The 23,170-nt window shown below is 71.3% G+C and carries 21 protein-coding genes and 1 riboswitch; of the genes, 11 read left to right on the plus strand and 10 right to left on the minus strand.

All coding sequences use genetic code 11. The features are described from left to right. The first annotated feature begins 125 nt into the window (after positions 1-125). On the plus strand, positions 126-1,127 hold the full coding sequence (gene bioB, locus ACFQUV_RS18915) for a biotin synthase BioB (RefSeq protein ID WP_129607291.1): 1,002 nt from the start codon (positions 126-128) through the stop codon (positions 1,125-1,127). A gap of 294 nt (positions 1,128-1,421) precedes the next feature. Here bioB and ACFQUV_RS18920 read toward each other — a convergent pair whose 3' ends face one another. The 3 genes from ACFQUV_RS18920 to ACFQUV_RS18930 all read right to left on the minus strand — a co-directional run bounded on the left by ACFQUV_RS18920 (position 1,422) and on the right by ACFQUV_RS18930 (position 3,588). Then, positions 1,422-1,769, minus strand: a complete 348-nt coding sequence (locus ACFQUV_RS18920) for a DUF190 domain-containing protein (RefSeq protein ID WP_111386832.1) — start codon at positions 1,767-1,769, stop codon at positions 1,422-1,424. Positions 1,770-1,780: 11 nt separating this feature from the next. Further along, complete coding sequence (gene crcB, locus ACFQUV_RS18925) at positions 1,781-2,179, minus strand: fluoride efflux transporter CrcB (RefSeq protein ID WP_111386835.1); 399 nt, start codon at positions 2,177-2,179, stop codon at positions 1,781-1,783. Positions 2,180-2,250: 71 nt separating this feature from the next. After that, positions 2,251-2,339: riboswitch (Fluoride riboswitch) on the minus strand. A gap of 256 nt (positions 2,340-2,595) precedes the next feature. Beyond that, on the minus strand, positions 2,596-3,588 hold the full coding sequence (locus ACFQUV_RS18930) for a L,D-transpeptidase (RefSeq protein ID WP_244601420.1): 993 nt from the start codon (positions 3,586-3,588) through the stop codon (positions 2,596-2,598). Positions 3,589-3,840: 252 nt separating this feature from the next. On the opposite strand from ACFQUV_RS18930, the gene ACFQUV_RS18935 reads away from it, so the two are divergent. After that, positions 3,841-5,088: an acyl-CoA dehydrogenase family protein gene (locus ACFQUV_RS18935; protein WP_129607290.1), complete on the plus strand. Its 1,248-nt coding sequence runs from the start codon at positions 3,841-3,843 to the stop codon at positions 5,086-5,088. Next, positions 5,085-6,041 (plus strand): sugar kinase, encoded by a 957-nt coding sequence (locus ACFQUV_RS18940; RefSeq protein ID WP_129607289.1) that lies wholly within the window; start codon positions 5,085-5,087, stop codon positions 6,039-6,041. Before ACFQUV_RS18935 ends, ACFQUV_RS18940 begins: the two co-directional genes overlap by 4 nt. A gap of 150 nt (positions 6,042-6,191) precedes the next feature. Here ACFQUV_RS18940 and ACFQUV_RS18945 read toward each other — a convergent pair whose 3' ends face one another. Continuing rightward, positions 6,192-7,373 carry a pyridoxal phosphate-dependent aminotransferase gene (locus tag ACFQUV_RS18945; RefSeq protein ID WP_129607288.1) on the minus strand — a complete coding sequence of 394 codons (1,182 nt, stop codon included), beginning with the start codon at positions 7,371-7,373 and terminating at the stop codon, positions 6,192-6,194. 159 nt (positions 7,374-7,532) lie between these two features. Between ACFQUV_RS18945 and ACFQUV_RS18950 the strand changes: the two genes are divergently transcribed. Next, a complete protein-coding gene (locus tag ACFQUV_RS18950; protein ID WP_129607287.1) occupies positions 7,533-8,843 on the plus strand; it encodes a hemolysin family protein in 1,311 nt (436 codons plus the stop codon). Positions 8,844-8,882: 39 nt separating this feature from the next. Here the strand turns inward: ACFQUV_RS18950 and ACFQUV_RS18955 are convergent, their stop codons facing one another. Then, a complete protein-coding gene (locus ACFQUV_RS18955) occupies positions 8,883-9,785 on the minus strand; it encodes a LysR family transcriptional regulator (RefSeq protein WP_129607286.1) in 903 nt (300 codons plus the stop codon). Positions 9,786-10,051: 266 nt separating this feature from the next. Here ACFQUV_RS18955 and ACFQUV_RS18960 point away from each other — a divergent pair, with 266 nt between their 5' ends. From ACFQUV_RS18960 to ACFQUV_RS18970, 3 genes are read left to right on the plus strand one after another with little or no spacing between them, the layout of a single operon-like run. Beyond that, complete coding sequence (locus ACFQUV_RS18960) at positions 10,052-11,365, plus strand: CitMHS family transporter (RefSeq protein WP_129607285.1); 1,314 nt, start codon at positions 10,052-10,054, stop codon at positions 11,363-11,365. Between the two features lie 33 nt (positions 11,366-11,398). Further along, on the plus strand, positions 11,399-12,739 hold the full coding sequence (locus ACFQUV_RS18965) for an acyclic terpene utilization AtuA family protein (protein ID WP_129607284.1): 1,341 nt from the start codon (positions 11,399-11,401) through the stop codon (positions 12,737-12,739). 2 nt (positions 12,740-12,741) lie between these two features. Continuing rightward, positions 12,742-13,059 carry a hypothetical protein gene (locus ACFQUV_RS18970; protein ID WP_111387847.1) on the plus strand — a complete coding sequence of 106 codons (318 nt, stop codon included), beginning with the start codon at positions 12,742-12,744 and terminating at the stop codon, positions 13,057-13,059. Positions 13,060-13,140: 81 nt separating this feature from the next. Here the strand turns inward: ACFQUV_RS18970 and ACFQUV_RS18975 are convergent, their stop codons facing one another. Beyond that, entirely contained in the window at positions 13,141-14,967 is a 1,827-nt protein-coding gene (locus ACFQUV_RS18975) for an ATP-binding protein (RefSeq protein ID WP_244601419.1), read from the minus strand. Between the two features lie 118 nt (positions 14,968-15,085). Next, on the minus strand, positions 15,086-16,522 hold the full coding sequence (locus ACFQUV_RS18980; protein WP_129607283.1) for an NAD(P)/FAD-dependent oxidoreductase: 1,437 nt from the start codon (positions 16,520-16,522) through the stop codon (positions 15,086-15,088). 259 nt (positions 16,523-16,781) lie between these two features. On the opposite strand from ACFQUV_RS18980, the gene ACFQUV_RS18985 reads away from it, so the two are divergent. Then, entirely contained in the window at positions 16,782-17,585 is an 804-nt protein-coding gene (locus ACFQUV_RS18985; protein ID WP_111388742.1) for a sulfate transporter family protein, read from the plus strand. An 18-nt stretch (positions 17,586-17,603) separates the two neighbouring features. Here the strand turns inward: ACFQUV_RS18985 and nth are convergent, their stop codons facing one another. Beyond that, positions 17,604-18,500 (minus strand): endonuclease III, encoded by an 897-nt coding sequence (gene nth / locus ACFQUV_RS18990; protein WP_129607282.1) that lies wholly within the window; start codon positions 18,498-18,500, stop codon positions 17,604-17,606. 75 nt (positions 18,501-18,575) lie between these two features. On the opposite strand from nth, the gene ACFQUV_RS18995 reads away from it, so the two are divergent. The 3 genes from ACFQUV_RS18995 to gpmI all read left to right on the plus strand — a co-directional run bounded on the left by ACFQUV_RS18995 (position 18,576) and on the right by gpmI (position 21,716). Next, positions 18,576-19,121: a DUF2244 domain-containing protein gene (locus ACFQUV_RS18995; RefSeq protein WP_129607281.1), complete on the plus strand. Its 546-nt coding sequence runs from the start codon at positions 18,576-18,578 to the stop codon at positions 19,119-19,121. Between the two features lie 18 nt (positions 19,122-19,139). Next, positions 19,140-20,048, plus strand: coding sequence for a bifunctional helix-turn-helix domain-containing protein/methylated-DNA--[protein]-cysteine S-methyltransferase (locus tag ACFQUV_RS19000; RefSeq protein ID WP_371851651.1), 909 nt, complete (start codon positions 19,140-19,142; stop codon positions 20,046-20,048). Between the two features lie 150 nt (positions 20,049-20,198). After that, entirely contained in the window at positions 20,199-21,716 is a 1,518-nt protein-coding gene (gene gpmI / locus ACFQUV_RS19005; RefSeq protein WP_129607279.1) for a 2,3-bisphosphoglycerate-independent phosphoglycerate mutase, read from the plus strand. 47 nt (positions 21,717-21,763) lie between these two features. On the opposite strand, the gene ACFQUV_RS19010 is transcribed toward gpmI, so the two are convergent. Continuing rightward, the gene (locus ACFQUV_RS19010) at positions 21,764-22,630 is read right to left on the minus strand and encodes a hypothetical protein (RefSeq protein WP_129607278.1); all 867 of its coding nucleotides are present in this window, start codon (positions 22,628-22,630) and stop codon (positions 21,764-21,766) included. 140 nt (positions 22,631-22,770) lie between these two features. Further along, a complete protein-coding gene (locus tag ACFQUV_RS19015; RefSeq protein WP_129607277.1) occupies positions 22,771-23,163 on the minus strand; it encodes a VOC family protein in 393 nt (130 codons plus the stop codon). Positions 23,164-23,170: the final 7 nt, after the last annotated feature.

Consider the following 23,170-nt stretch of genomic DNA (forward strand, 5'->3'; position numbering starts at 1 on the left):
CCTGCACGATCCGGACCAGCACGACCCGGGGCCGTCGATCCGGCCCCGCCGCCAGCGCCGTGCGGCCCTGCGCTCCGGCGGAGCCTCTTGCATTTCGCCGGCCCGCTCGCCATGGTCGCGCCATCATGGATGATCGCACCCGCCCCGTTTCCGAGGCCGCCGGCGCGCTGCTGCCGCCCGCGGGCCTGGTTCGTCACGACTGGACGCGCGAGGAGATTCGCGCGCTGTTCGACTTGCCGTTCCCCGAGCTGATGTTCACGGCACAGCGCGTCCACCGCGAGCGGTTCGACCCCCGCGAGGTGCAGATCTCGACGCTTCTGTCGGTGAAGACCGGCGGCTGCTCCGAGGATTGCGGCTACTGCCCGCAGAGCGCCCACCACGAGACCACCGTCCAGCTCGAGAAGCTGATGCCGGTGGAGACCGTGCTGGCCGCCGCCCGGGACGCCAAGGCGGCCGGCGCCGGCCGCTTCTGCATGGGCGCCGCCTGGCGCGAGCTGAAGGATCGCGACCTCGACATGGTCTGCGCCATGGTCGAAGGCGTGCGCTCGCTCGGGCTCGAGACCTGCATGACGCTCGGCATGCTGACGCAGAAGCAGGCGCACCGGCTCAAGGACTCCGGGCTCGACTACTACAACCACAACCTCGACACCTCGCCGGAGTTCTACGGCAACATCATCACCACCCGGACCTATCAGGACCGTCTCGACACCCTGGCGCATGTGCGCGACGCCGGCATCAACGTGTGCTGCGGCGGCATCGTCGGCATGGGCGAGTCGCGGGAGGACCGGGTCGGCATGGTGCATGCGCTCGCCACCCTGGCGGACCATCCCGAGTCGGTGCCGATCAACCTGCTGGTCCAGGTCGAGGGCACCCCGCTCGCCGGGGTGGCGCCGATCGACGGGCTGGAGTTCGTGCGCACCATCGCGGTCGCCCGCATCACCATGCCGGCCTCGATGGTCCGCCTCTCGGCCGGCCGCGAGGAGATGAGCGAGGAGATGCAGGCGCTGTGCTTCCTGGCTGGCGCCAACTCGATCTTCTACGGGCAGAAGCTGTTGACCACCCCGAACCCGGAGCCCGACCGGGACATGCAGCTCCTGCACAAGCTCGGCATGCAGCCGATGCGCTGAGGCGCCAGCCGCCCCTCCCGTTGGATCGGCCACAAACCCGGGCGCCGGCGCTCCCTCGCCCCGCGAAGCGGGGAGAGGGTGGCTCGCCTCGAAGAGGCGAGACGGGTGAGGGGTTGCAGCGGTTGCGGCCACCTCGGTGTCTTGATGAGCGGTGACGCCCCCTCACCCGGATCGTCGGCCTCCGATCCGACCTCTCCCCGTGGACGGGGAGAGGTGACGCCGGGTGCTAACGCGATTGCATTGTCAACGGCGAACCGGCGTCCACTTCGCCGGAAAATGCTCAACCGGCGCCGGTCACGCCTTGCCGTTGCGGGTCTCGCCGTATTGCAGGACCTGCACCTTCTCCAGCGTGACGAGGCCCGACGTCATGATGGTGTCGAGCACCGGCAAGAAGGCCTCGATCTTCTCGGGCGTGTCGACGATCTCGATCACCATCGGCAGGTCGGCCGACAAGCGCAGGATCTTGGTGGTGTGCAGCCGCGACGAATGGCCGAAGCCGAGCGGCCCGCGCAGCACCGTGGCGCCGGCGAGCCCATGCTCGCGCGCCTTCAGCACGATCGCCTCGTAGAGCGGCCGGCGTTCGGTCTTGTCGTCTTCGCCGACGAAGATCCGCAGCAGCACGGCATCGCGCGGCAGCGTCATCACACCCTCCCTCACACCCAGCGCATGGTGTTGACGGCCGTCGCCGCGGCGGCGCCGGCCCACACGGCGACGAGGCACAGAACCACGGAGAGGACCACGTTGCCGCCCGCCTGGAGCCACTGGCCGTCGCGCATCAGCTCCAGGGTCTGGATGCTGAAGGACGAGAACGTGGTGTAGCCGCCGCACAGGCCGATCATCACGAACTGGCGCACCGGCGTGCCGACCAGGAGCCGCCCGTCCGGTCCGCTGATCACGGCGAAGAAGCCGATGATGAAGGAGCCCACCACGTTGACGGTCAGGGTGCCCCACGGAAAGGTCTCGCCGACGAGGCGCGCCACCACGCCCGAGCACCAGAAGCGCGCCATGCCGCCGAGCGCGCTGCCGATCGCGATCCAGAGATAAGCCGTCATCCGCCTCGTTCCCGAACGATGTCCGCCATGGCGCGGCTCGGGACGGACTCCCGCCGCGTGCACGGCGGGCGTGCGCAGCAGGAGTCATCAGCCGGTCGGTCGAACCTGGCGGGTCGGCCCGGCGCGGCGGTTTCGGGGGAACCCCATCCCCATCGCTCGCACGCTAGCCAGAATGCTGGCGCGCCGCAACCAACCCGAGGCGCCTAGGGTGGAGCAGCAGGGTGCCGCGCCCCGGAACGATGACGAACGGATTACCCGGAACCACTTCCATACCGTGGCCGCTGATGCTGACTCGTCATGCCCGGCCTTCGTGCCGGGCATCCACGACGTCAAACCGAGCATCAGCAAAGACGTGGATGGCCGGGACAAAGCCCGGCCATGACGGAGGATGCAGTCCGAGAGGTCTGCCGTTGGTATCACTCGATGAACTCGACCGTGGCGCCCTTCTGCACCATGGCGGCGAGCGCCTGGACGTCCCAGTTGGTCAGCCGCACGCAGCCATGCGAGTCGGCGACCCCGACCTCTTCGGGCAGGGCGGTGCCGTGGATGCCGTAGCTCGGCGCCGTCAGGCCGATCCACACGGTGCCGAGCGGGCTGTTGGGTCCCGCCGCCACGTTGAAGGCGCGGCCGCCCTTCACCTCCTTGAAGGCGAAGCGCGGGTTGTAGCGCCACACCGGCAGACGAGCCACCTTGGTGATGGTGAAGAGACCGGACGGGGTCGGCTTGTCGTCGCTGCCGATCGAAGCCGGATAGGACGCCACCAGGCGCCCATCGGGATCGAAGGCGAGGACACGGCGCTGCTGCTTCTCGACCGCGATGCGAGCCACCTTCTGGGCGGACCCGGCCGGGCGCGCGATCCGCGGCACCACGATTCGGGTGCCGGGCCCGTCGAACGAGACGCCGGGATTGAGCAGCACCAGGAGCCGCGCATCGATGTGGAACGTCTCAGCCAGGCGCTCGCGTGGCCCCGTGTAGGCGAGGCGGCGGAGCCGCGCCATCGCCTCCAGCTCGGACGGGATGTCGGGCACGAACGGCCCCGCCGTGTCGGCGCGGGTGATCTCGTAGTCGCCGAGCACCGGCCCGTCGTCGGTCTCGATCAGCGCCGCGAAGGTGGCCTCGTCCAGCTCGCCGTGATCGTCGAGCTCGTAGCGACGCTGCACCATCACCAGCGCCCGGCGCAGATTGTCCGACACGACGCCGTCGATCGCCCCGGGCGAGAAGCCGGCGCGATCGAGGAGAATCTGGGCTCGCAGCACCACCGGCGAGAGGCCGCCCAGGGCCGCCGCGTCGTAGCGGGCGGTGTTCACGGCATCGGCCGTCAGCGCGGTCCCGGCGACGGCCGGGGCGGCGGACGGCAGCAGGCCGGCCCCGAGCAGGGCGAAGACGAGGCGAGCGAGGCGCGACGACAAGCGGAGACTCCGGCGGGAAACGACGGAAGGCGGGTCAGGCGCCGAGCACCTGACGGAGTGTCGGCCCCGAAGACAATTCCGGAACCGCCGCACGGTTCACCGAGTCTGACCAAAGAGTGCCAGCGGGCGCGATCCGGTTCGCTCACCGCAACAGGCGGAGCGATCGCGCAACCCCTGTGATCAGCCGGACCGCTTTTGCACGGACCGCGATCTCTCTATGCTCGGTCCTAACGACAACACGCCCGAGGACCCATGCCCGATCCCCATCTGACCGAGGAGCAGCGCCTGATGCGCAGCTCCTGCCGCGCCTTCGTGGACGACGTGGTGCTGCCCTTCATCCGCCGCGAGTGGCAGCGCGAATGGGACCTGCGGCCGGAGGCGCGGCTGCCGGCCGCGATCCTCGAAGGCGCCGAGCGCGTCGGCATCCGCACCCTCGGCGTCCCGGAGCAGTACGGCGGCGTCGAGCTCGATCCCGCCGCCGAGGTGGCGACCTTCGCGCTGATCGCCGAGGAGATCGCCCGCGGCGACTCGGGGCTCGCCGACAAGCTGGTGCAGAACTGGAAGGTGGCGGTGCTGCTGCGCAATGTGGCGCCGGCGCATCTCCAGAAGCAGTGGTTCGGCCGGTTGATGGAGGACCCGCAGTTCCTGCTGGCCCATTGCCTCACCGAGCCGCGCGGCGCCTCCGACCGCTGGCTGCCCTACAACGTGCCGGAGGCCGCCATGCACACCCGCGCGGTGCGCCGGAACGGCGGCTGGCTGATCAACGGCCGCAAGCAGTTCATCTCCAACGGCTTCGATGCCGGCCTCTATGTGGTCTACGCCAACACCGATCCAGCGGTCGGCATGCTGCAAGGGACGTCGAGCTTCCTGGTGCCGCGCGACACGCCGGGGCTCACCGTCGCCCGCTGCAACGAGACCCTGGGCTGCCGCTTCATGAACAATGGCGAGCTGGTGTTCGAGGACCTGTGGGTGCCGGACGATCATCTCCTCGTCGAGAACGACGCGCTCGGCCGCGCCGGCATCTATTTCCGGCCCGGCAAGATCATCCAGGCGGCCAAGAATCTCGGCGTCGGCATGCGCGCCTTCGAGGTGACGGCCGACTACGTGCAGAGCTACGTGCAGGGCGGCCAGATCCTGATCAAGCATCAGGCGGTGGCGCTGCGGCTCGCCGACATGGCGACGCGATTGGAGGCGGTGCGCGCCCTGCTCGGCCGTGCGGCCCGCGCGGTCGACGACAAGGACCCCGACGCCGACGCCCTGTGCAACATGGCCAAGGTCTACGCCTCGGAGGAGATCTTCAAGGTCGCCCAGCACGCCCTGGAGCTGCACGGCGGCAACGGCGTGATGCTCGACTTCGGCGTCGAGAAGCTGTTTCGTGACGCGACGATCTTCCTGCACATGGACGCCACCGTCGACATCTCCAAGCTGAAGATCGTCAAGGCGCTGTTTCCCCACACGGCCGGCCGCTATGCCGGCCCCGAAAGCCGAGCCCCGTCATGAACCCCACCCGCACCCGCGTCGTCACCGTCGGCGAGGTCATGATCGAGCTGGCGCGCGGCGCGGACGGACGCTTCGCCCTGTCGTGCGGCGGCGACACCTTCTCGACCGCGATCTATCTGGCGCGTGCCGGCGTGCCGGTGGCACACGCCACCGCGCTCGGCGACGACATCTATTCCGACCGCATCCTGGCGCTCGCGTCCGCCGAGGGCGTCGGCTGCGACCTGATGCTGCGGGTGCCGGGCCGGCTGCCGGGCCTCTATCTGGCCGACGGCGAGCCCGGCACGACGCCGCTGTTCCACTATTGGCGCGACAGCGCGCCCGCCCGCGCGCTGTTCGAGCTTCCCGACTGGGGCCGCGTCGCCGAGGGGCTGTTGACGGCGCGGCTGATCTACTTCTCGGGCATCACGCTGTCGCTCTTCGCCAACGAGGGGGTCGGGCGGTTCCTGGCCGTCGTCGAGCTCGCTCGTCAGCACGGCGCCAAGGTGGCGTTCGACGGCAACTTCCGGCCGCGCGGCTGGACCGCCGACGCCGGTCGCACCCGCGCCGTCTACATGGAGGCGCTCAAGCGCGTCGACATCGCGCTGCCCACCTTCGAGGACGAGGCGCTGCTGTGGGGCGATCCGAGCCCGGAGGCGACGGTGGCACGGCTCCAGGCGTTCGGCATCGGCGAGATCGTCGTGAAGAACGGCGCCAAGGGGGCGCTGCTCGCCGTCGGCGGACACCAGACGACGCAGACCCACGCCCAGCAGACCCACGCCTACGTGCCGGTGCCCGAGGTGGTGGTGCCGGTCGACCCGACCGCGGCGGGCGACGGCTTCAACGCCGGCTATCTGGCGGCGCGGCTCGCCGGGGAGGCCCCGCCCGAGGCCGCCGGCGTGGCCCATCGGCTGGCCGCGCGCGTCATCCGCCACCGCGGCGCCATCGTGCCGCGCACCGATGCCGCCGTGCATTAGAGCATTGTCCGGCGAAGTGGACGCCGGTTCGCCGTCGAAAATGCGATCATGCAAAGACTTCTGAGCGGAACACGAGCCAGTTGGATCGGATTCCGCTCCAGGGTGCCCGACGCGGCCCGCGCCGCGTCGGCCTGGCACGCTCGCGCCGCGCTACGCCGCCTTGCGGTTGGCCAGGAACTCGCCCATGCGGTCGAGCGCCTTGACGATGTTCTCGGTCGAGTTGGCGTAGGAGAGACGAATGTAGCCCTCGCCGCAGACGCCGAAGTCCGGCCCGCCGATCACCGCGACGCCGGCCTCGTCGAGCAGCGCCGAGGCGAGCGGCTTGGCCTTCCAGCCGGTGCGGCCGACGTTCGGGAAGGCGTAGAAGGCACCCTTCGGGGTCGCGCAGGAGACGCCGGGGAGCCGGTTGAGACCCTCCACCACCACCTTCCGGCGGCGGTCGAACTCGGCCACCATCGCGGCGGCGGCATCCTGCGGGCCGGTGAGCGCCGCCAACCCCGCATACTGGGCCGCCGCGTTGACGCAGGAGTGAAGGTTCACGGCGAGCTTGCGGGCATTGTCGTAGAGCTTGCCGGGCCACACCGCGTAGCCGAGCCGCCAGCCTGTCATCGCGTAGGTCTTCGACCAGCCGTTGAGGAGGATGAGACGATCGCGGATCTCCGGATAGCCGAGCAGGCACACATGGGTCTCGCCGTCGTAGACCATGTGGTCGTAGATCTCGTCCGACATCACCGCGACCTTGGGCCACTTGGCGAGGCCGGCGACGAGCTTGTCGACCTCGGCCTTGGGCGTCACGCCGCCGGTCGGGTTGGCGGGCGAGTTGACGATCAGCAGACGGGTCTGCGGCGTGATCAGCGACAGCGTCTCCTCGGCCGAGAAGGCGAAGCCGTTCTCCTCGCGGATCGGCACCGGCACCGGGCGGGCGCCGGTGAACTCGATCATCGAGCGGTAGATCGGGAAGCCCGGATCGGGGTAGAGGATGTCGACACCCGGCTCGCCGAACATGAGGATCGACATGAACATCGTGGGCTTGCCGCCCGGCATGATCATGACTTCGGCGGGCGACACATCGACGCCGTACCGCGCGTTCAGGTCGGCCGCCACCGCCTCGCGCAGCGGCAGGATGCCGATCGCCGGGGTGTAGCCGTGATGCCCGTCGCGCAGCGCCTTGACGGCGGCCTCGACGATGTGGTCGGGCGTGCGGAAGTCCGGCTGGCCGATGCCGAGATTGATGATGTCGCGCCCGCGCGCGGCAAGCTCGGTGGCCCGGGCCAGCACCGCGAACGCATTCTCCTCGCCGATGCGGTCGAAGCTCGCGACGGTCTCGAGCATCCTCTTCTCCTGTCGATTGTCTTCGAAAATCTGAGGCGGGGGTCGCGGGATGCGATCTCGAACCAGATCATGTGGCGAATCGCTGCGAAAGATCAAACCGTCCATGCGCGGCGCGAAACTCTGATTTTCTTTCGATCCTAGGGGCTCTAACTTAGGGAAATGGACGTAGTTCTGGAAATTGCCGTTCTGATCGCGCTCTTCCTCGTCAACGGCTTCTTCGCCATGGCGGAACTCGCCGTGGTGTCGTCGCGGCGGTTGCGGTTGCAGCAGATGGCCGACGACGGCCGCCCCGGCGCCGCCCAGGCGCTGCTGCTCGCTGACAATCCGGGCCGCTTCCTCTCCGCCGTGCAGGTCGGCATCACGCTGATCGGCATCCTGTCGGGTGCCTTCGGCGGCGCCACGCTGGGCCAGCGGCTCGGTCCGGTGCTCGACTCCATCCCGGCGGTGGCGCCCTACGGCAACGAGCTCGCCGTGGTGCTCGTCGTGGTGGCCATCACGGCGCTGTCGGTGGTGCTCGGCGAGCTGGTGCCGAAGCAGATCGCCCTGTCGGCGCCGGAGGCCATCGCGGCCCGCATCACCCGGCCGCTATTCGTGGTCGGCTATCTGTTCCGACCGTTCGTCTGGCTGCTCGAACGATCATCGGCCGGGCTCCTGGCCCTGCTCGGGGTCGAGCGGCGCTCGGCCGCCGTCGTCACCGAGGAGGAGGTGCGCTTCACCATCGCGGAAGGCACCGAGGCCGGCGTCATCGAGAAGGTCGAGGAGCAGATGATCCACGGCGTGCTGGCGCTCGCCGACCGGCCCGTCGTCGCCGTGATGACGCCGCGGCCCGATGTCTACTGGATCGATCTCGACGACGACCCCGCCCAGGTGGCGCGCGAGGTGGCGGAGTGCCCCTATTCGCGCCTCGTGGTGGCGCGCGGCGGCGATCTCGGCCGGCCGCTCGGCGTCATGCAGAAGAAGGACCTGGTGGAAGGGCTCCTGGCCGGACGCGGCCTCCAGCTCGAGGCGCATCTGCGCGAGCCCGTCTATGTGCCCGAGAACGTCAGCGTGCTGCGCATGCTGGAGATGTTCCGCAAGGTGCCGGTGCACATCGCCTTCGTGGTCGACGAGTACGGCGACTTTCTCGGCCTGGTCACCCTCACCGACATCCTCTCGGAGATCGCCGGCGACCTGCCGGAGGAGCACGAGCCGATGCCGGAGGACATCACGCCGCGGCCCGACGGCACCTATCTGGTCGACGGCCGGGTGGCGATCGACGAGCTGGCCAACAAGCTCGGGCTGCCCAGCGCGGGCGGCGAGTTCCACACCGCCGCCGGCCTCGCGCTCGAGCGCCTCGCCCGCATCCCGATCGAGGGAGACACCTTCGCGGTCGGCGACTGGCGGGTCGAGGTGATCGACATGGACGGCCGCCGTATCGACAAGCTGCTGTTCGTGCCGCCGTCCGCCGGAGGCGAGAACGCCCGCGCCTGATGTCCAGCGTCGGCGCGGCCCGCCGGCGGCGCCGCGTGATCACGACCGCAGCGCTCGGCGCATGGCAGCGATGCAAGCATCGCGGAACGCCAGCGAGGCGGGTGGCAGCGTCCGGCCCTTCTTCTTCACCAGCACCACCGGCCGCGCGAAGGCGGGATCGTCGATCGCGCGCGCCCGGATGCCGCGCTCCACCCGGGTCTCGCGCGCCGAGCGCGGCAGCACCGTGACGCCGAGCCCCGCCCGCACCATGGCGACCGCCGACATCATGTAGGTCACCTCGCAGGCGACCGTCGGGGTGCGGCCGATGGTCATCAGGGCGGCATCGATCACGTCGCGCACGCTGGTCCCCGGATTGGTGAGGACGAGCGGCAGGTCGACGAGATCCCGCAGGCCGATCCGGCGCTTGCGGCCGATCGGATGGGCCTCCTGAAAGACCAGGCAGAGCTGATCGGTGGTCTCGTGCAGCACGTCCAGCTCGGCATCGGCGACCACGCCGCCGGTGATGCCGAGATCGACGTCCTCACTGCGCACCATCGCGACCACCTGGCTGGCGATGGCGTCGCGCACCACAAAGGCGAGCGCCGGGTTGGCGCGCCGGCATGTGACGATCACGTCCGGCAACAGCGAGGCCGCGAAGCTCGGCAGCGCCGCCACCCGCACGGTGCCGCGGCGGCCGGCGCCGATCTCGCGCAGGTCGACCAGCGCGGCATCGAGATCCCCGATGGTGCGTTGCAGGACGGGCACCAACTCCAGCCCGACGCGCGTGACCTCGACCGCACGATTGTCGCGATCGAGCAGCCTGACACCGAGCGCCGCCTCCAGATTGCGGATCTGCACCGTCAGGGCCGGCTGCGAGAGGTGCAGCATCGCGGCCGCTCGGGTGAAGCTGCGCAACTGCACGATGGCCAGGAAGGCGCGGATCTGGCGGAGGGTGATCTCCATAAAGCCGCTCTATCGCGGCGATAAAGCAATTTCAATTGTATTATTCGAGGGTCGGCGTAGTCCTGGCCGTACCCCCGGAGAAGAAGCGACGTCCCGACCGTCGCCGGCCGCCCGGCCGGGGCCGGCGGCCGTCATCGACCAGACATACACACCGGCGACCGCATCGCGTCCGCTCGCGCGGACGCGCCGGCCGGTCGCGTCCCTGTCCTCCGGACCGCGGGCCTGCCCGCCGCGCCCCGCGCTCCGACGAACCCAAGGGGTCCGTCATGCTCGCCCTGATCGGCCTGCTGGTCATCCTCGTGGTGCTGGCCGGCATCCTCACCAAGAAACTCTCGCCGATGGCGGCGCTGATCATCGTGCCGATGGCCGGCGCGCTGCTCGCCGGCTTCTCGGTCGCCGACACCGGCAAGTTCGCGGTCGCCGGCGTCCGCGGCATCGCGCCCGTCGTCGGCATGTTCGTGTTCGCCATCCTGTTCTTCGGCGTGATCAAGGACGCCGGAACGCTCGACCCGATCATCAACGGCATTCTCCGTGTCGTCGGCGTGCGGCCGTCGCGCATCGTGCTCGGCGCCGCGGTGCTGGCCGCCATCGTGCATCTCGACGGGTCGGGGGCGGTGACGTTCCTGGTCACCATCCCGGCCATGCTGCCGCTGTTCGACCGCCTCAAGATGGACAAGCGGGTGCTCGCCTGCGTGGTCGCCATGGCGGCCGGCACCGCCAACATGCTGCCGTGGGGCGGCCCGACGCTGCGCGCCGCGACCTCGCTCCAGGTCCCGATCGGCGAGCTGTTCATGCCGGTCCTGCCGGTGCAGATCGCCGGCCTGCTGTTCGTCTTCGCGTTCGCCTGGTTCCTCGGCCTGCGCGAGGAGCGGCGCCTCACCGCGGCCGGCACGATCGGCGGCGACATCGGCGCCCTCGACACCCGGCCGATCCTCACCGACGCCGAGAAGAATCTCGCTCGTCCGAAGCTGTTCCTCGTCAACGTCGTCCTGGTGCTCGCGGTGCTCGGCGCGATGATCACCGAGGTGGCGCAGCCGGTCGTCTGCTTCATGGTCGGCACCGTGGTGGCGCTGCTGATCAACTATCCCAACGTCAAGGATCAGCGCGAGCGCGTCGACGCGCATGCCAAGGCGGCGCTGATGATGGCCTCGATCCTACTCGCCGCCGGCGTCTTCACGGGCATCATGAAGGACACCAAGATGCTCACCGAGATGGCGCGGTTCGCGGCCGGCCACGTCCCGACCGAGTTCGCCGCCCACATGCCGGCGGTGCTCGGCCTGATCTCGATGCCGCTGAGCCTGCTGTTCGATCCGGACTCCTTCTACTTCGGCGTCCTGCCCGTGCTGGCCGAGGCCGGCAAGGTGCTCGGCGTGCCGCCGGTGCAGATGGGCCAGGCCGCCATCATGGGCCAGATGACGGTCGGCTTCCCGATCAGCCCGCTGACGCCCGCCACCTTCCTGCTCGTCGGCCTGTGCGGCATCGAGCTCGGCGAGCACCAGAAGTTCAGCTTCCTGCCGCTGTGGGCCGTGTCGGTCGTGATGACCGTGACGGCGGTCGTGCTCGGCATCCTGCCGCTCTGACCCGGCTTCGACATCATCCGTAGGACACCCATCATGAGAACCATCCGCATCGGCGCCGGCGCCGGCTATTCCGGCGACCGCATCGAGCCTGCCGTCGAGCTCGCCGAGAAGGGCGACATCGACTACCTGGTCTTCGAATGCCTGGCGGAGCGCACCATCGCGCTCGCCCAGCAGGCCAAGATGAAGAACCCGGCCGCCGGCTACGATCCGCTGCTCGCCGCCCGCATGACGGCGGTGCTGCCGATCTGCCGGGCCAAGGGCATCAAGATCGTCACCAACATGGGCGCCGCCAATCCGGAGGCCGCCGCCGAGAAGACCGTCGAGATCGCCCGCAAGCTCGGCCTCGCCGGCCTCAAGGTGGCGGCGGTGACGGGCGACGACGTGGTCGCGGCGATCCGCGAGACGCCGCGACGCCTGGAAGAGACCGGGGCCTCCACCACCGATCTCGGCAACCGCCTCGTCTCCGCAAACGCCTATGTGGGCGCCGCCCCGATCGTCGAGGCGCTGGCGAAAGGCGCCGACGTGGTGATCACCGGCCGCGCCGCCGACCCGGCGCTGTTCATGGCGCCGCTGATCCGCGAGTTCGGCTGGGCGATGGACGACTGGGACAGGCTCGGCAAGGGCACCGTAGTGGGCCATCTGCTCGAATGCGCCGGGCAGGTGACGGGCGGCTACTTCGCCGACCCGGGCGTCAAGGACGTCGGCGGGCTCGGCCGGCTCGGCTTCCCGATCGGCGAGGTGTCGGAGGACGGCACCCTCGTAGTCACCAAGGTCGGCGACTCGGGCGGCCAGGTGACGTCGCAGACCGTCAAGGAGCAGCTTCTCTACGAGCTGCACGACCCCGCGACTTACTTCCAGCCCGACGTGATCGCCGACTTCTCGCAGGTCGAGGTCGCCGAGATCGGACCCGACCGCGTGCGGGTCACCGGCGGCACCGGCCGCGCCCGATCGGACACCCTCAAGGTCTCGGTCGGCTATATCGACAGCTACATCGGCGAAGGCCAGATCTCCTACGCCGGGCCCGGCGCCGTCGCGCGCGGCCGTCTCGCCCTCGACATCGTGCGCGAGCGCCTGGCGCTGATGGCGGTGAAGACCAGCGAGCTGCGCTTCGACCTGATCGGCATCGACGCGCTGCACGGCGCGGCGCGGTCCGCCGGCGCCGGCGAGCCCTGGGAGGTGCGCGCCCGCATCGCCGGCCGCACCGACACGCTCGCCGAAGCCGTGCGGATCGGCAACGAGGTGGAGACGCTCTACACCAACGGCCCCGCCGGTGGCGGCGGCGCCGTCAAGTCGGCCCGCGAGATCGTCGCGGTGCAGTCGGTGCTGCTGCCGCGCGCCCTCGTCGGCGCGTCGGTCCGGATCCTGGAGGCGTGATCATGAAGCTGCGCGAACTCGCCCATTCCCGCACAGGAGACAAGGGCAACATCTCGAACATCTCGGTGATCGCCTTCGATCCGGCGAACTACGAGCGGCTGCGCCGCTCCGTCACGGTGGAGCGCGTCAAGGCGCATTTCGCCGACATCGTGAAAGGCGAGGTGGTGCGCTACGAGCTGCCGCGGATCGCGGCGCTCAACTTCGTGATGCACGATGCGCTCGGCGGCGGCGTCACCCGCTCGCTGGCGCTCGATGCTCACGGCAAGTCGCTGAGCTCGGCGCTGCTCGATCTCGACATCCCCGACGACGAGCCGGCGTGACGGGGACGTCGCGGCGCCGCGGATCGTGCGGGTCGGACCGAACGGGTCCGGCCCGCGCGGTTCGCTCGCTCGGCTCCGCCGTCAGCGCGGCCAGGTCGTGGACCCGAGCGGCGTGCGCGCCACCGGAGCCGCCGGCCCGGGCGAGGGAGCGAGCGGCTTCTTCAGGATCTTGAAGCGATCGGGATCGAGGCCGTGGTTGCCGGCGAGCGCCGCCGCCTCGTCGGCGGCGGGCTGAAACTCCTCCAGCCGGACATTGCCCGCCGTGGTGGCGGCGCGCCAACGCTCCAACACCGAGGCGACGAAGCCGACATCGCGGCGGCTCGCGACATCGAGGCGGGCCGGCCCGGCCGCTTCGCTGCGTGGCAGCAGATGCGCCGGCACCTCGCCGAAGCGCATCCGCGTCGGCAACGCCACACCCTCGCCGAACGCCAGCACCTCGCGGGTGCCGAGCGACGGCACGAAGCCGAGCAGATTGGCGGCGGCATCCGGCACCGCGGCGCGCAGCAGCGCCTGGTCGCGGTCGTTGCCCATCCGCATGGCGAACAGCGTCGAGCACTGCGACAGGATGGTGGCGTCGAGCTCGGCCGGACGCTGGCTGACCAGGGCCAGATAGACGCCGTATTTGCGCCCTTCCTTGGCGATGCGCGACAGCGCCTTGCGGGTGGGGCCGAAGCCGATCGAGCGGTCGGCCGAGGCGTAGCGGTGCGCCTCCTCGCAGACGAACAGCAGCGGCTCGGCGCCATCGCTCCACAGGCCGAAGTCGAAGGCCAGGCGGCACAGCACCGACACCAGCGAGTCCACCACCTCGGCCGGAAAGCCGGCGAGCTGCATGATGGTCATCGGCCGGCCGTTGGCGGGCAGGCGGAACAGCGTCGAGATCACCTCCGCCATGGTGTCGCCGCCGACATTGGCGTTCTCGAACATGAAGGCGTAGCGCGGATCGTTGGCGACCGCTTCGATGCGCCCGATCAGCTTGTGATAGACCATGCGGCTGGTGCGGTTCTCCAGCCGGCCCATGCGCTCGTCGATCAGGCCGATCAGGTCGGCGAGCCGATAGGGCACCGGCGTCTCCGCCGTGAAGCCGGCGCTGCGCGGATCGAGCCGCTTGAGCGCCGGGCGTTCTCCACCGCGATACTGGAGGTAGTTGACCTTGGCGATCGGGATCACCTCGGCCAGGATCGCGGTCTCCTCCTCGACGCCGGGGCGGGCGCCGAAGAAGACGTCGACGATCTCCTCGAAGTTGAACAGCCAGAACGGCAGCTTGAGATTGCGCGGATTGAGGACCTGGGCGTGATCGGGGAAGCAGCGGCCGTACTCGTTGTGGACATCGAGCAGGAAGACGCGCAGGTCCGGACGCCGTGCCAGCGTCTGCTGAAGGATCAGCGCGACGCCGCTCGACTTGCCGACCCCGGTTGTGCCGAGCACCGCGAAATGCTTGCTCAGCATGTCGTCGACGTCGATGCGGGCGCGGATCGAGGGGTCCTGCTGAAGCTCGCCGATCTCGATGGTGTCGCGACCGATGTCGTAGACGATGCACAGCTCGTCGTGGCCGATCAGCGCGACCGGATCGCCGATCGTCGGGTAATGGTCGATGCCGCGCCGAAAACGACGCCGCCCCCCGGCGTCGGCGGCGATCTCGCCCATCAGGTCGAGACGCGCGGTGGCGATCACGTCGGGCTCGTGCACCAGGCTGTGCGTCATCCGCGTCACCTCGGTGACGACACCGATCAGCACGGCCGGTCCGCTGCGGATCACCAGGAAGCGGCCCACGGTGGCACGCAGGGCGCCGACGTCGTGATGGCAGAAGCCGATGGTCGCCTGCGAGCCGCGCACCGAAACGACCCGGCCGAGCTGCGGTCCGGCCACGCGCATGGCGCCGGCCTGCGGTTCTCGATCGTCATCCGGCATGATGGCCTCTGGGCGCGCCGCGGAACCACGATGGCGCAGGGTCCAGCTTATTCGGTGGCCACCTGAGGATTGGTTAATCCGAAAGCCCGAGTTGCAGAAATCGGCAAAAGCACGCCACTCAGAACGGCCAGCTCGGTGGCGCGGGTGGCCGGGCCGGGGCCGGCCGGGACCGCGGCTTGCGGGGCGCCTCGCGGGCCGGCTCGCCAGCCGAGCGTGGCGTGGTGATGTAGCCGAGCTTGCGCATCGCCGCCTCGGCGGCGCGCTCTCCCGACAGCCAGGCGCCGGCGACCGTTCCCCACTGGGTCTCGTGGGTGGCCTCGCCGGCGAACCAGACGCGATCGCGCACCGGCTCGGCGAGCGCCGCACGCGCCCCGTAGCCGCCGATCGCCGCCGCCGAGGCCGAGCCCATCACGAACGGGGCCTGGCTCCAGCGGGTCGCGTGGGTGCGTCGCACCGCCTTGCGGATATCGGCGCCGTACAGCTTGGCGAGCCACTCCTGGGCGTAGTCGACCAGCGCGGCCTCGCCCTGCCCGGCGAGGTCGCGGCCGAGCCGGCCGCCGAGCTGGACCATGCACAGCGGCGTGTCGCCCATGTTGGCGAGCAGGGCGGCCGAGCGGGGGCCGTCGGCCTTCTCATAGATCAGATCGTCGCGCTGGAGGCCGAGCGGATTGCCGGCCAGCTCCAGCACCACCTGCTCCTGGCTGCCGAGGCCGAGCCGGGCGAAGGCGTCGACATGGCGCTTGGGCAGCTCGGGGTCGAAGCGGATTTTCCCGGCCGCCATCACGCCCGTGGAGGCGGTCACGATGGCGGCGCGCGCCACCAGGGTGCCGCGCGGCGTCTCCACCTCGACCTTGCCGCGCACCCAGGTGTTGATGCGGGTGACCGGGGTCGACAGCCGCACCGTGACGCCGCCGGCGAGCCGCTCGATCAGGGCCCCGACGCCCTGCCGGCAAAAGGCGCCCTGGTCGCGCTCGGCCGCCTTCGAGACGTCCACCGCCGACAGCTCGCGCAGGTCCTTGCCGTAGAGCAGCGGGCCGAAGATGAACTCGACGCTGGCCCGCCAGTCGAGCAGGTCCTTGGGCAGCGCCTGGAGGCACGATACGTCGGCCTTGCCGCGGGCCGCCTCGGTGATCGCCCGGTGGGCCCGCACGACGATGGCCAGGAAGTCTTCCAGCTCGCTTTCGCGGGCGTAACGGCGACCGATACGCACCCGCTGGCCCGGCGGCGCCGCATAGACGTCGAGGCCGGTGCCGGCCGCGAGCTTCACCACCGGGTTGATGTCGGCGCCATAGAGCCAGTGGGCGCCACGGTCGAACGGGACGCCGAAGATCGCCGTGTCGGTGGAGCAGCGGCCGCCGATCCGGTCGGTCGCCTCGACCACGACGCAGCGGCGGCCGGCGGCGGCGATACGGCGGGCCGCCGCGATGCCGGCGGCGCCCGCCCCGACCACCACGATGTCGGGCTCGCCCGAGCCCTGCGCCGCGGCGATGCCAGGCCAGGCGAGCGCGGTGGCGCCCGCGCCGGCGAGAAAGCTGCGGCGGTCGAGTGGCGGCATGGCGTGTCCCCCTCCGGGCGCCAACTTGCCCCAAGCGGGCAGGCACCGCAAACGCCGCGCGCCGGCCACCGACCGGCGGGGCCGCGGCGACACGATCTTGCCGCGGCGGGCCCCGATCTCTACGTGAAGGTCCGTCGCGTCGCGGCCGGGGCACCCCGGCCGTCACGCGGACGCCCGACGACGAGCTTCGAGGCGCGGGTTCGCCGGGCCGCGACGCGCCCGGCGGCCGGACAGGTCGCTTCCGACGAAGGTTGGTCCCATGCTGCATGCCGCCTATCTGGCGCTCGCCCAGATGCTGTCGCCGCCGTTCCGCTCGGTGCTGCTGAAGTCGGCCGGGCTCGCCCTTTTGCTGCTCGCCGTGCTGATGGTCGGCCTCTATCAGCTGGTCGCCTGGCTGGGCGGCGCCGGCGGCGCCTGGATGGAGACCACCCTGGGCCCGGCCGCCCAAAACCCGCTGGCGGTGCTCGGCTGGATTCTGGCGATCGCGCTCGGCGCCGGGCTGTTCGCCGGCGCCGTGTTCCTGATGCCGGCCGTCACCTCGCTGGTGGCGAGCTTCTATGCCGACGACGTCGCCGCCGAGGTGGAGCGCGTCCACTATCCCGACGACCCGCCCGGCATCGCGCCGCCGATCGGCTACGCCGTGCTGGAAGGCACCAAGACCGCCCTGCTGGCCTTGGTGATCTATCTGTGCGCGGCGCCGTTCCTGCTGGTCGCCGGCGCCGGCGCCGTGGTGTTCTTCCTGGCCACCGCCTATCTGCTCGGCCGCGAGTACTTCCTGATCGCGGCGGTCCGGCTCCAGCCGATCCGCGACGCCAAGGCGATGTGGCGCGACAACCGCACCCGCGTCGTCACCGGCGGCCTGCTGATCGCCGCCTTCGTGCTGATCCCCATCGTCAACTTCGCCACGCCGCTGTTCGCCACCGCCTTCATGGTGCATCTGCACAAGCGGATGGCGGCCGAGCGGGCCGCCGAGCGGCGGCGCGAGCGCGAGCGGATCGCGGCCGACCCCAACGACTTCTCGGTGCAGCCGCCCGACCCGCGCGACCGGCTGGCGCGCCACTGAGCGGCGGCCGGCCGCGCTTCAGTCCGCCGTTCGGTCGGGCGGCGCCGAGGCGGTCTTGTCGGGCCAGCCGCACAGATCGGCGATCGGGCAGGCCGGGCAGCGCGGCTTCAGCGCCGTGCAGATGTAGCGGCCGTGCAGGATCAGCCAGTGGTGGGCGTGCAGCCGGTACGGTTTCGGCACCACCGCCTCGAGCCGCGTCTCCACCTCCAGCGGCGTCTTGCCGGGGGCGAGGCCGGTGCGGTTGCCGACCCGGAAGATGTGGGTGTCGACCGCCATGGTCTCCTGCCCGAAGGCGATGTTGAGCACCACATTGGCGGTCTTGCGCCCGACGCCGGGCAGCGCTTCCAGCGCGTCGCGTGTCGCCGGCACCATGCCGCCGTGCTCGGCGATCAGCTTCTCCGACAGCGCGATGACGTTCTTGGCCTTGGTGTTGAACAGGCCGATGGTCTTGATGTGCTCGCGCAGCCGCGCCTCGCCGAGCGCCACCATCTTGGCCGGCGTGTCGGCCACCGCGAACAGGCCGCGGGTCGCCTTGTTGACGCCGGCGTCGGTCGCCTGCGCCGACAGCACCACGGCGACCAGGAGCGTGTAGGGGTTGACGTGCTCGAGCTCGCCCTTGGGCTCCGGGTTGGCGGCGGCGAAGCGACGGAACGCCGCCTCGATCTCGGCCGCGGTCCACGGCCGCGCCGCGGCCGCCCGCACCGGGCGCGGCGCCCGCCGGGCCGCCGGGATGCGCCCGGCAGCGGGGGTGGTGCGAGCGGTCGCCGGTGGCGCCGACGGCTGGGGTGCAGCGTCCGGCGCCGGGGCGGGCGCCGCCTTGCGGGGGCGGGCGGCCCCCTTGACCGGAGCGGCCGGCGTGCGGCTTGCTCGGCCGCCGCGTTGCGTGGTCCCGCCGGCAGACGGCTTGCGGATCATCGTCGCCTCACCCGTGTTGTCGTCGCATCGCCGCCGCCACGACCTCCGCAACCCCCGTCGGAGTCCGCCGCCGCCATGACCGCCGGTTTTTCCCGCGAGCCGACCCTGTTCTCGGCCGTCGTCACCCCGCACCGCTCGCTCGACCGGGGCGGAGTGCGCGTTGTGCTGCTGGTGATCGGCGGCTGCGGGCTGCTGCTGGGGGCGGTGTTCCTGGCGGCCGGAGCGTGGCCGGTCACCGGCTTTCTAGGGCTGGATGTCGCCCTCGTCTATTGGGCGCTGCGGGTCAACGGCCGGCGCGCGGCCGCCCGCGAGGAGATCGTCGTCACCCCCTCGTGCCTCACGGTGCGGCGGACCGCAGCGACCGGGCGGGTCGCCGAATGGACCCTCAACCCCGTGTGGGCACGACTCGACCGCGAGACCGACCCGGATTTCGGCCTCGTGCGCCTCGCTCTGGTGTCGCACGGCCGCCGGCTGGTGGTCGGCCACTGGCTGTCGCCGGCCGAGCGGGCCGGGTTCGCGGACGCGCTCGCCGCAGCCCTGTGGGAGGCGAGGCGGGGTCCGACGCGAGCGCCGCCGGCGGTGCTCGGAAATCGGGTGGACCCCTGCGGTGGGTCTGCTTAGATCCGGACCATGAGCACCATGACCCTGACCAATCCCGTCGCGGTGCGGCCGCCGGAGCGCGCCGACCGTCCGCCCCTCGCCCGCGCCGCCGAGGACTACGATCGGGTGCGCCGGGCCATCGCGTTCATGTCCGAGCACTGGCGCGAGCAGCCCGACATTCCGGCGGTGGCGCATGCCGCCGGGCTGTCCACCGACGGCCTGACGGCGCTGTTCCGCCGCTGGGCCGGGCTCACCCCGAAAGCCTTCCTTCAAGCCCTGACGCTGGACCATGCGCGAAAACTGCTGCGCGAGTCGGCGAGCGTGCTGGATGCCGCCTACGAGGTCGGCCTGTCGGGGCCGGGCCGGCTGCACGACCTGTTCGTCACCCACGAGGCGATGTCGCCGGGCGAGTGGAAGGCGGGCGGTGCCGGGCTGGTGCTCACCTACGGGTTCCATCCGTCGCCGTTCGGCACCGCCCTGGTGATGGCGACCCCGCGCGGCCTCGCCGGCGTCGCCTTCGCGGACCCCGAGCAGGGCGGCGAGCAGGCGGCCTTCGCCGACATGCAGCGGCGCTGGCCGAACGCCGGCTACGTGCGCGACCAGGACGGCACCGCGGCGCTCGCTCGCCGGGTGTTCGACCCGCAGACCTGGCGGCCGGACCGGCCGCTCCGCATCGTCATGATCGGCACCGATTTCGAGGTGCGGGTGTGGGAGACCCTGCTGCGGGTGCCGCTCGGCCGACTCACCACCTACTCGGACGTCGCCGGCACCGTCTGCTCGCCCAAGGCGGCCCGCGCGGTCGGCGCCGCCATCGGCCGCAATCCGCTGTGCTTCGTGGTGCCGTGCCACCGTGTGATCGCCAAGAGCGGCGACCTCACCGGCTACCACTGGGGCCTCACCCGCAAGCGGGCCATCATCGGCTGGGAGACCGGCCAGCGGATCGCCTGACCGGCACCGAAGCGGGACGACGGCCGCGCCATCCCCGGGCGGTGGCGCGTCACCGGCGGATTGACGCGGCGGACGGCCGGTTCCAATAGTCGGTGCGCCGCGCCACGGCGGTGCGGCATGGCTCGCCATGGCTCGCCCGGAGGCACCGACATGCAGAAGCGTCGTCCCGTCATGCTGGTGATCCTGGACGGTTGGGGCTGGCGCGAGGAGAGCGCCGACAATGCCGTCCGGCAGGCCCGCACCCCGACCTTCGACGCGCTGTGGGCGACCTGCCCGCACGCCTTCCTGCGCACCTCCGGCAAGGATGTCGGCCTGCCCGACGGTCAGATGGGCAATTCCGAGGTCGGCCATCTCAACATCGGCGCCGGCCGGGTGGTGATGCAGGACCTGCCGCGCATCGGCGACGCCATCGCGACCGGCGCCATCGAGACCGCGCCGGCGCTGACCGGCCTGATCGACAAGCTGCGCGAGACCGGCGGCACCTGCCACCTGATCGGCCTCGTCTCGCCCGGCGGCGTCCACTCGCACCAGGACCACGGCGCCGCGCTCGCCGGCATCCTGGCGCTGGCCGGCATCCCGACCGTGATGCATGTCCTCACCGACGGCCGCGACACGCCGCCCCGCTCGGGCGCCGAGTTCGTCGAGAAGCTGGTTGCCGATCTGCCGGCGACGGTGCCGGTCGCCACCGTCTGCGGCCGCTACTTCGCCATGGACCGCGACAAGCGGTGGGACCGGGTCGAGAAGGCGTATGCGGCGATCGCGGCCGGCGAGGGCCCCCACCACGAGGACGCCGCCGCCGCCATCGCGGCCGCCTATGCGGCCGGCACCGGCGACGAGTTCATTCTGCCGTCGGTGATCGGCGACTATGCCGGCATGCGCGACGGCGACGGTATCCTGTGCTTCAACTTCCGCGCCGACCGGGTGCGCGAGATCCTCGGCGCCCTGCTCGATCCGGCCTTCGACGGCTTCCCGCGCCCGCGCCGGCCGAAGATCGCCATCGCGGTCGGCATGACCCAGTACAGCGAGAAGCTCGACGCCTTCATGGGCACGATCTTCCCGCCCGAGAGCCTCGCCAACGGGCTGGGCGCGGTCACGGCAGCGGCCGGCCGCACGCAACTGCGCATGGCCGAGACCGAGAAGTATCCGCACGTCACCTACTTCCTCAATGGCGGCGAGGAGCAGCAGTATCCGGGCGAGGACCGCATCCTGGTGCCGTCCCCCAAGGTCGCGACCTATGACCTCCAGCCGGAGATGTCGGCGCCCGAGCTGACCGACAAGGCCGTCGAGGCGATCCGCTCCGGCCGCTACGACCTGATCGTGCTGAACTACGCCAATCCCGACATGGTCGGCCACACCGGCAGCCTGCCGGCGGCCATCCAGGCGGTGGAGACGGTCGACGGCGGGCTCGGCCGCATCGTGGCGGCGATCCGCGACATGGGCGGCGCCCTGCTGGTCACCGCCGACCACGGCAATTGCGAGCTGATGCGCGATCCGACCACCGGCGGCCCGCACACGGCGCACACGACGAACCCGGTCCCGGTGATCCTGGTCGGCGGTGACGCCACGGGGCTCGCCGACGGCCGCCTCGCCGATCTGGCGCCGACGCTGCTCGCCCTGATGGAGCTGCCGCAGCCCAAGGAGATGACCGGCACCCCGCTGATGCGCTGATGCTGCGCTGATGCAGGCCCGACGACGGCGGCCGGAGCCGCCGGCCGTCACAGCTTCGGCAGGCCGGTCAGGCCGGACGGCGCGAAGGCGAGGTCGAGCAGCCGCCATTCCTTGTACTTGGCGGCCGGCAGCAGGCCGACCGGCGGGCAGCTCCGCAGCGCCTGCATGGCGGTCTGGAGCAGCGCCGCGCCCTTGGGCGAGGCCGAGGCGGCCATAAGGCTCGGATCGCCGGCGAGCGAGCCGTCCGGACGCAGCGCCACCCGCAGCACCACGGCGAGGCGCGCCGGCGCGTCGGCCAACGCCGGCGACGGCCGCCAGCAGCTCGCCAGGCGGGCCTTGACGGCGGCGATCTCGCGATCCGTGAGCTTGGCCTTGCGGTCGGTGGTCTCGTAGCCGATCGCCACGTTCATCAGCGGCGAATCGAACCAGGTGCCGCCGCCTTCGCCGGCCGGCGGCTCGGCCGAGGAGGGCGCCGCGGCCGCGGCGGTCGCCGGATCGACGGCGGCGAGCTGCGTCGGGGTCGACGGTGGCGGCTGGTCGGGCCGCGGCAGGTCCGGGGGCACGGCGGCCTGGGCGGAGGCGGACGAAGGCGGCACCGGCTCGGCACGCGCCGGCTGTTCGGGCGCCGTCTCGGCCGCGGCTTTCTCCGGCTGGGCCAGCTCGGCCGCAGGCTTCTCGGCCACAGGCTTCTCCGTGACCGGCTTGTCGGCCGCGGCCTTGTCGGGCTCGGGGGCGGCCTGGATTTCGGGCGGCTGCGGCGCCTGGGCCTGCTCCGGCGGCGCCTCCTCCGGACGCACCAGCTCGATCTCCATGGCGGCCATGCCGGGCCCGGCGGCCGGCACATGCGCCAGCCATCCCGCCAGGCCCCACAGGACCGCGTGGATGGCGACCGAGATGGCAAGCGCGACCCGCACAGTTCCGTCAGCCCTCCAGGCCGGCCCGGACGCGGGCCAGTCCCCTCATGCGCCGATCCTAGAGGCCGCGCATGTCGACGGCAGGGCGGCCCGGCGTTTTATCGCCCGCTGTGGCCGATCGGCCACCCTCCCGACCCGACCTATTCGGGCGTGTGGCAGACGCAGCAGAGCTTGTTGCCGTCGAGGTCGCGGCCATAGGCGCCGTAGAAGTCGGGGTGGAAGTGGGGGCGCAGGCCGGGGGCGCCTTCGTCGGTGCCGCCCTGGGCGAGCAGCGCGGCGTGGAAGGCGTGGACGGCGGCGCGGGTCTTCGCCTCGAACGCCACCATGCAGCCGTTGCCGACGGTCGGCGGCTGGCGGTTTTGCGGGCGCAGCACCCAGAACGGTGGCTCGACGCCGCGAAACCCTTCGGGCGCGTAGCCGGCGCCGATCTTGACGGTCTTGGCGCGGACGAGGCCGAGCGTCGCCAGCACGGCGTCGTAGAACTGCGTCGCGCGGGAGACGTCGGCGGTGCCGACGGTGACATGGCTGATCATGGGGACT

The organism is Rhodoplanes sp. P11 (assembly GCF_964266735.1).
In the GTDB taxonomy this organism is placed as follows: Bacteria; Pseudomonadota; Alphaproteobacteria; order Rhizobiales; family Xanthobacteraceae; genus Rhodoplanes; species Rhodoplanes serenus.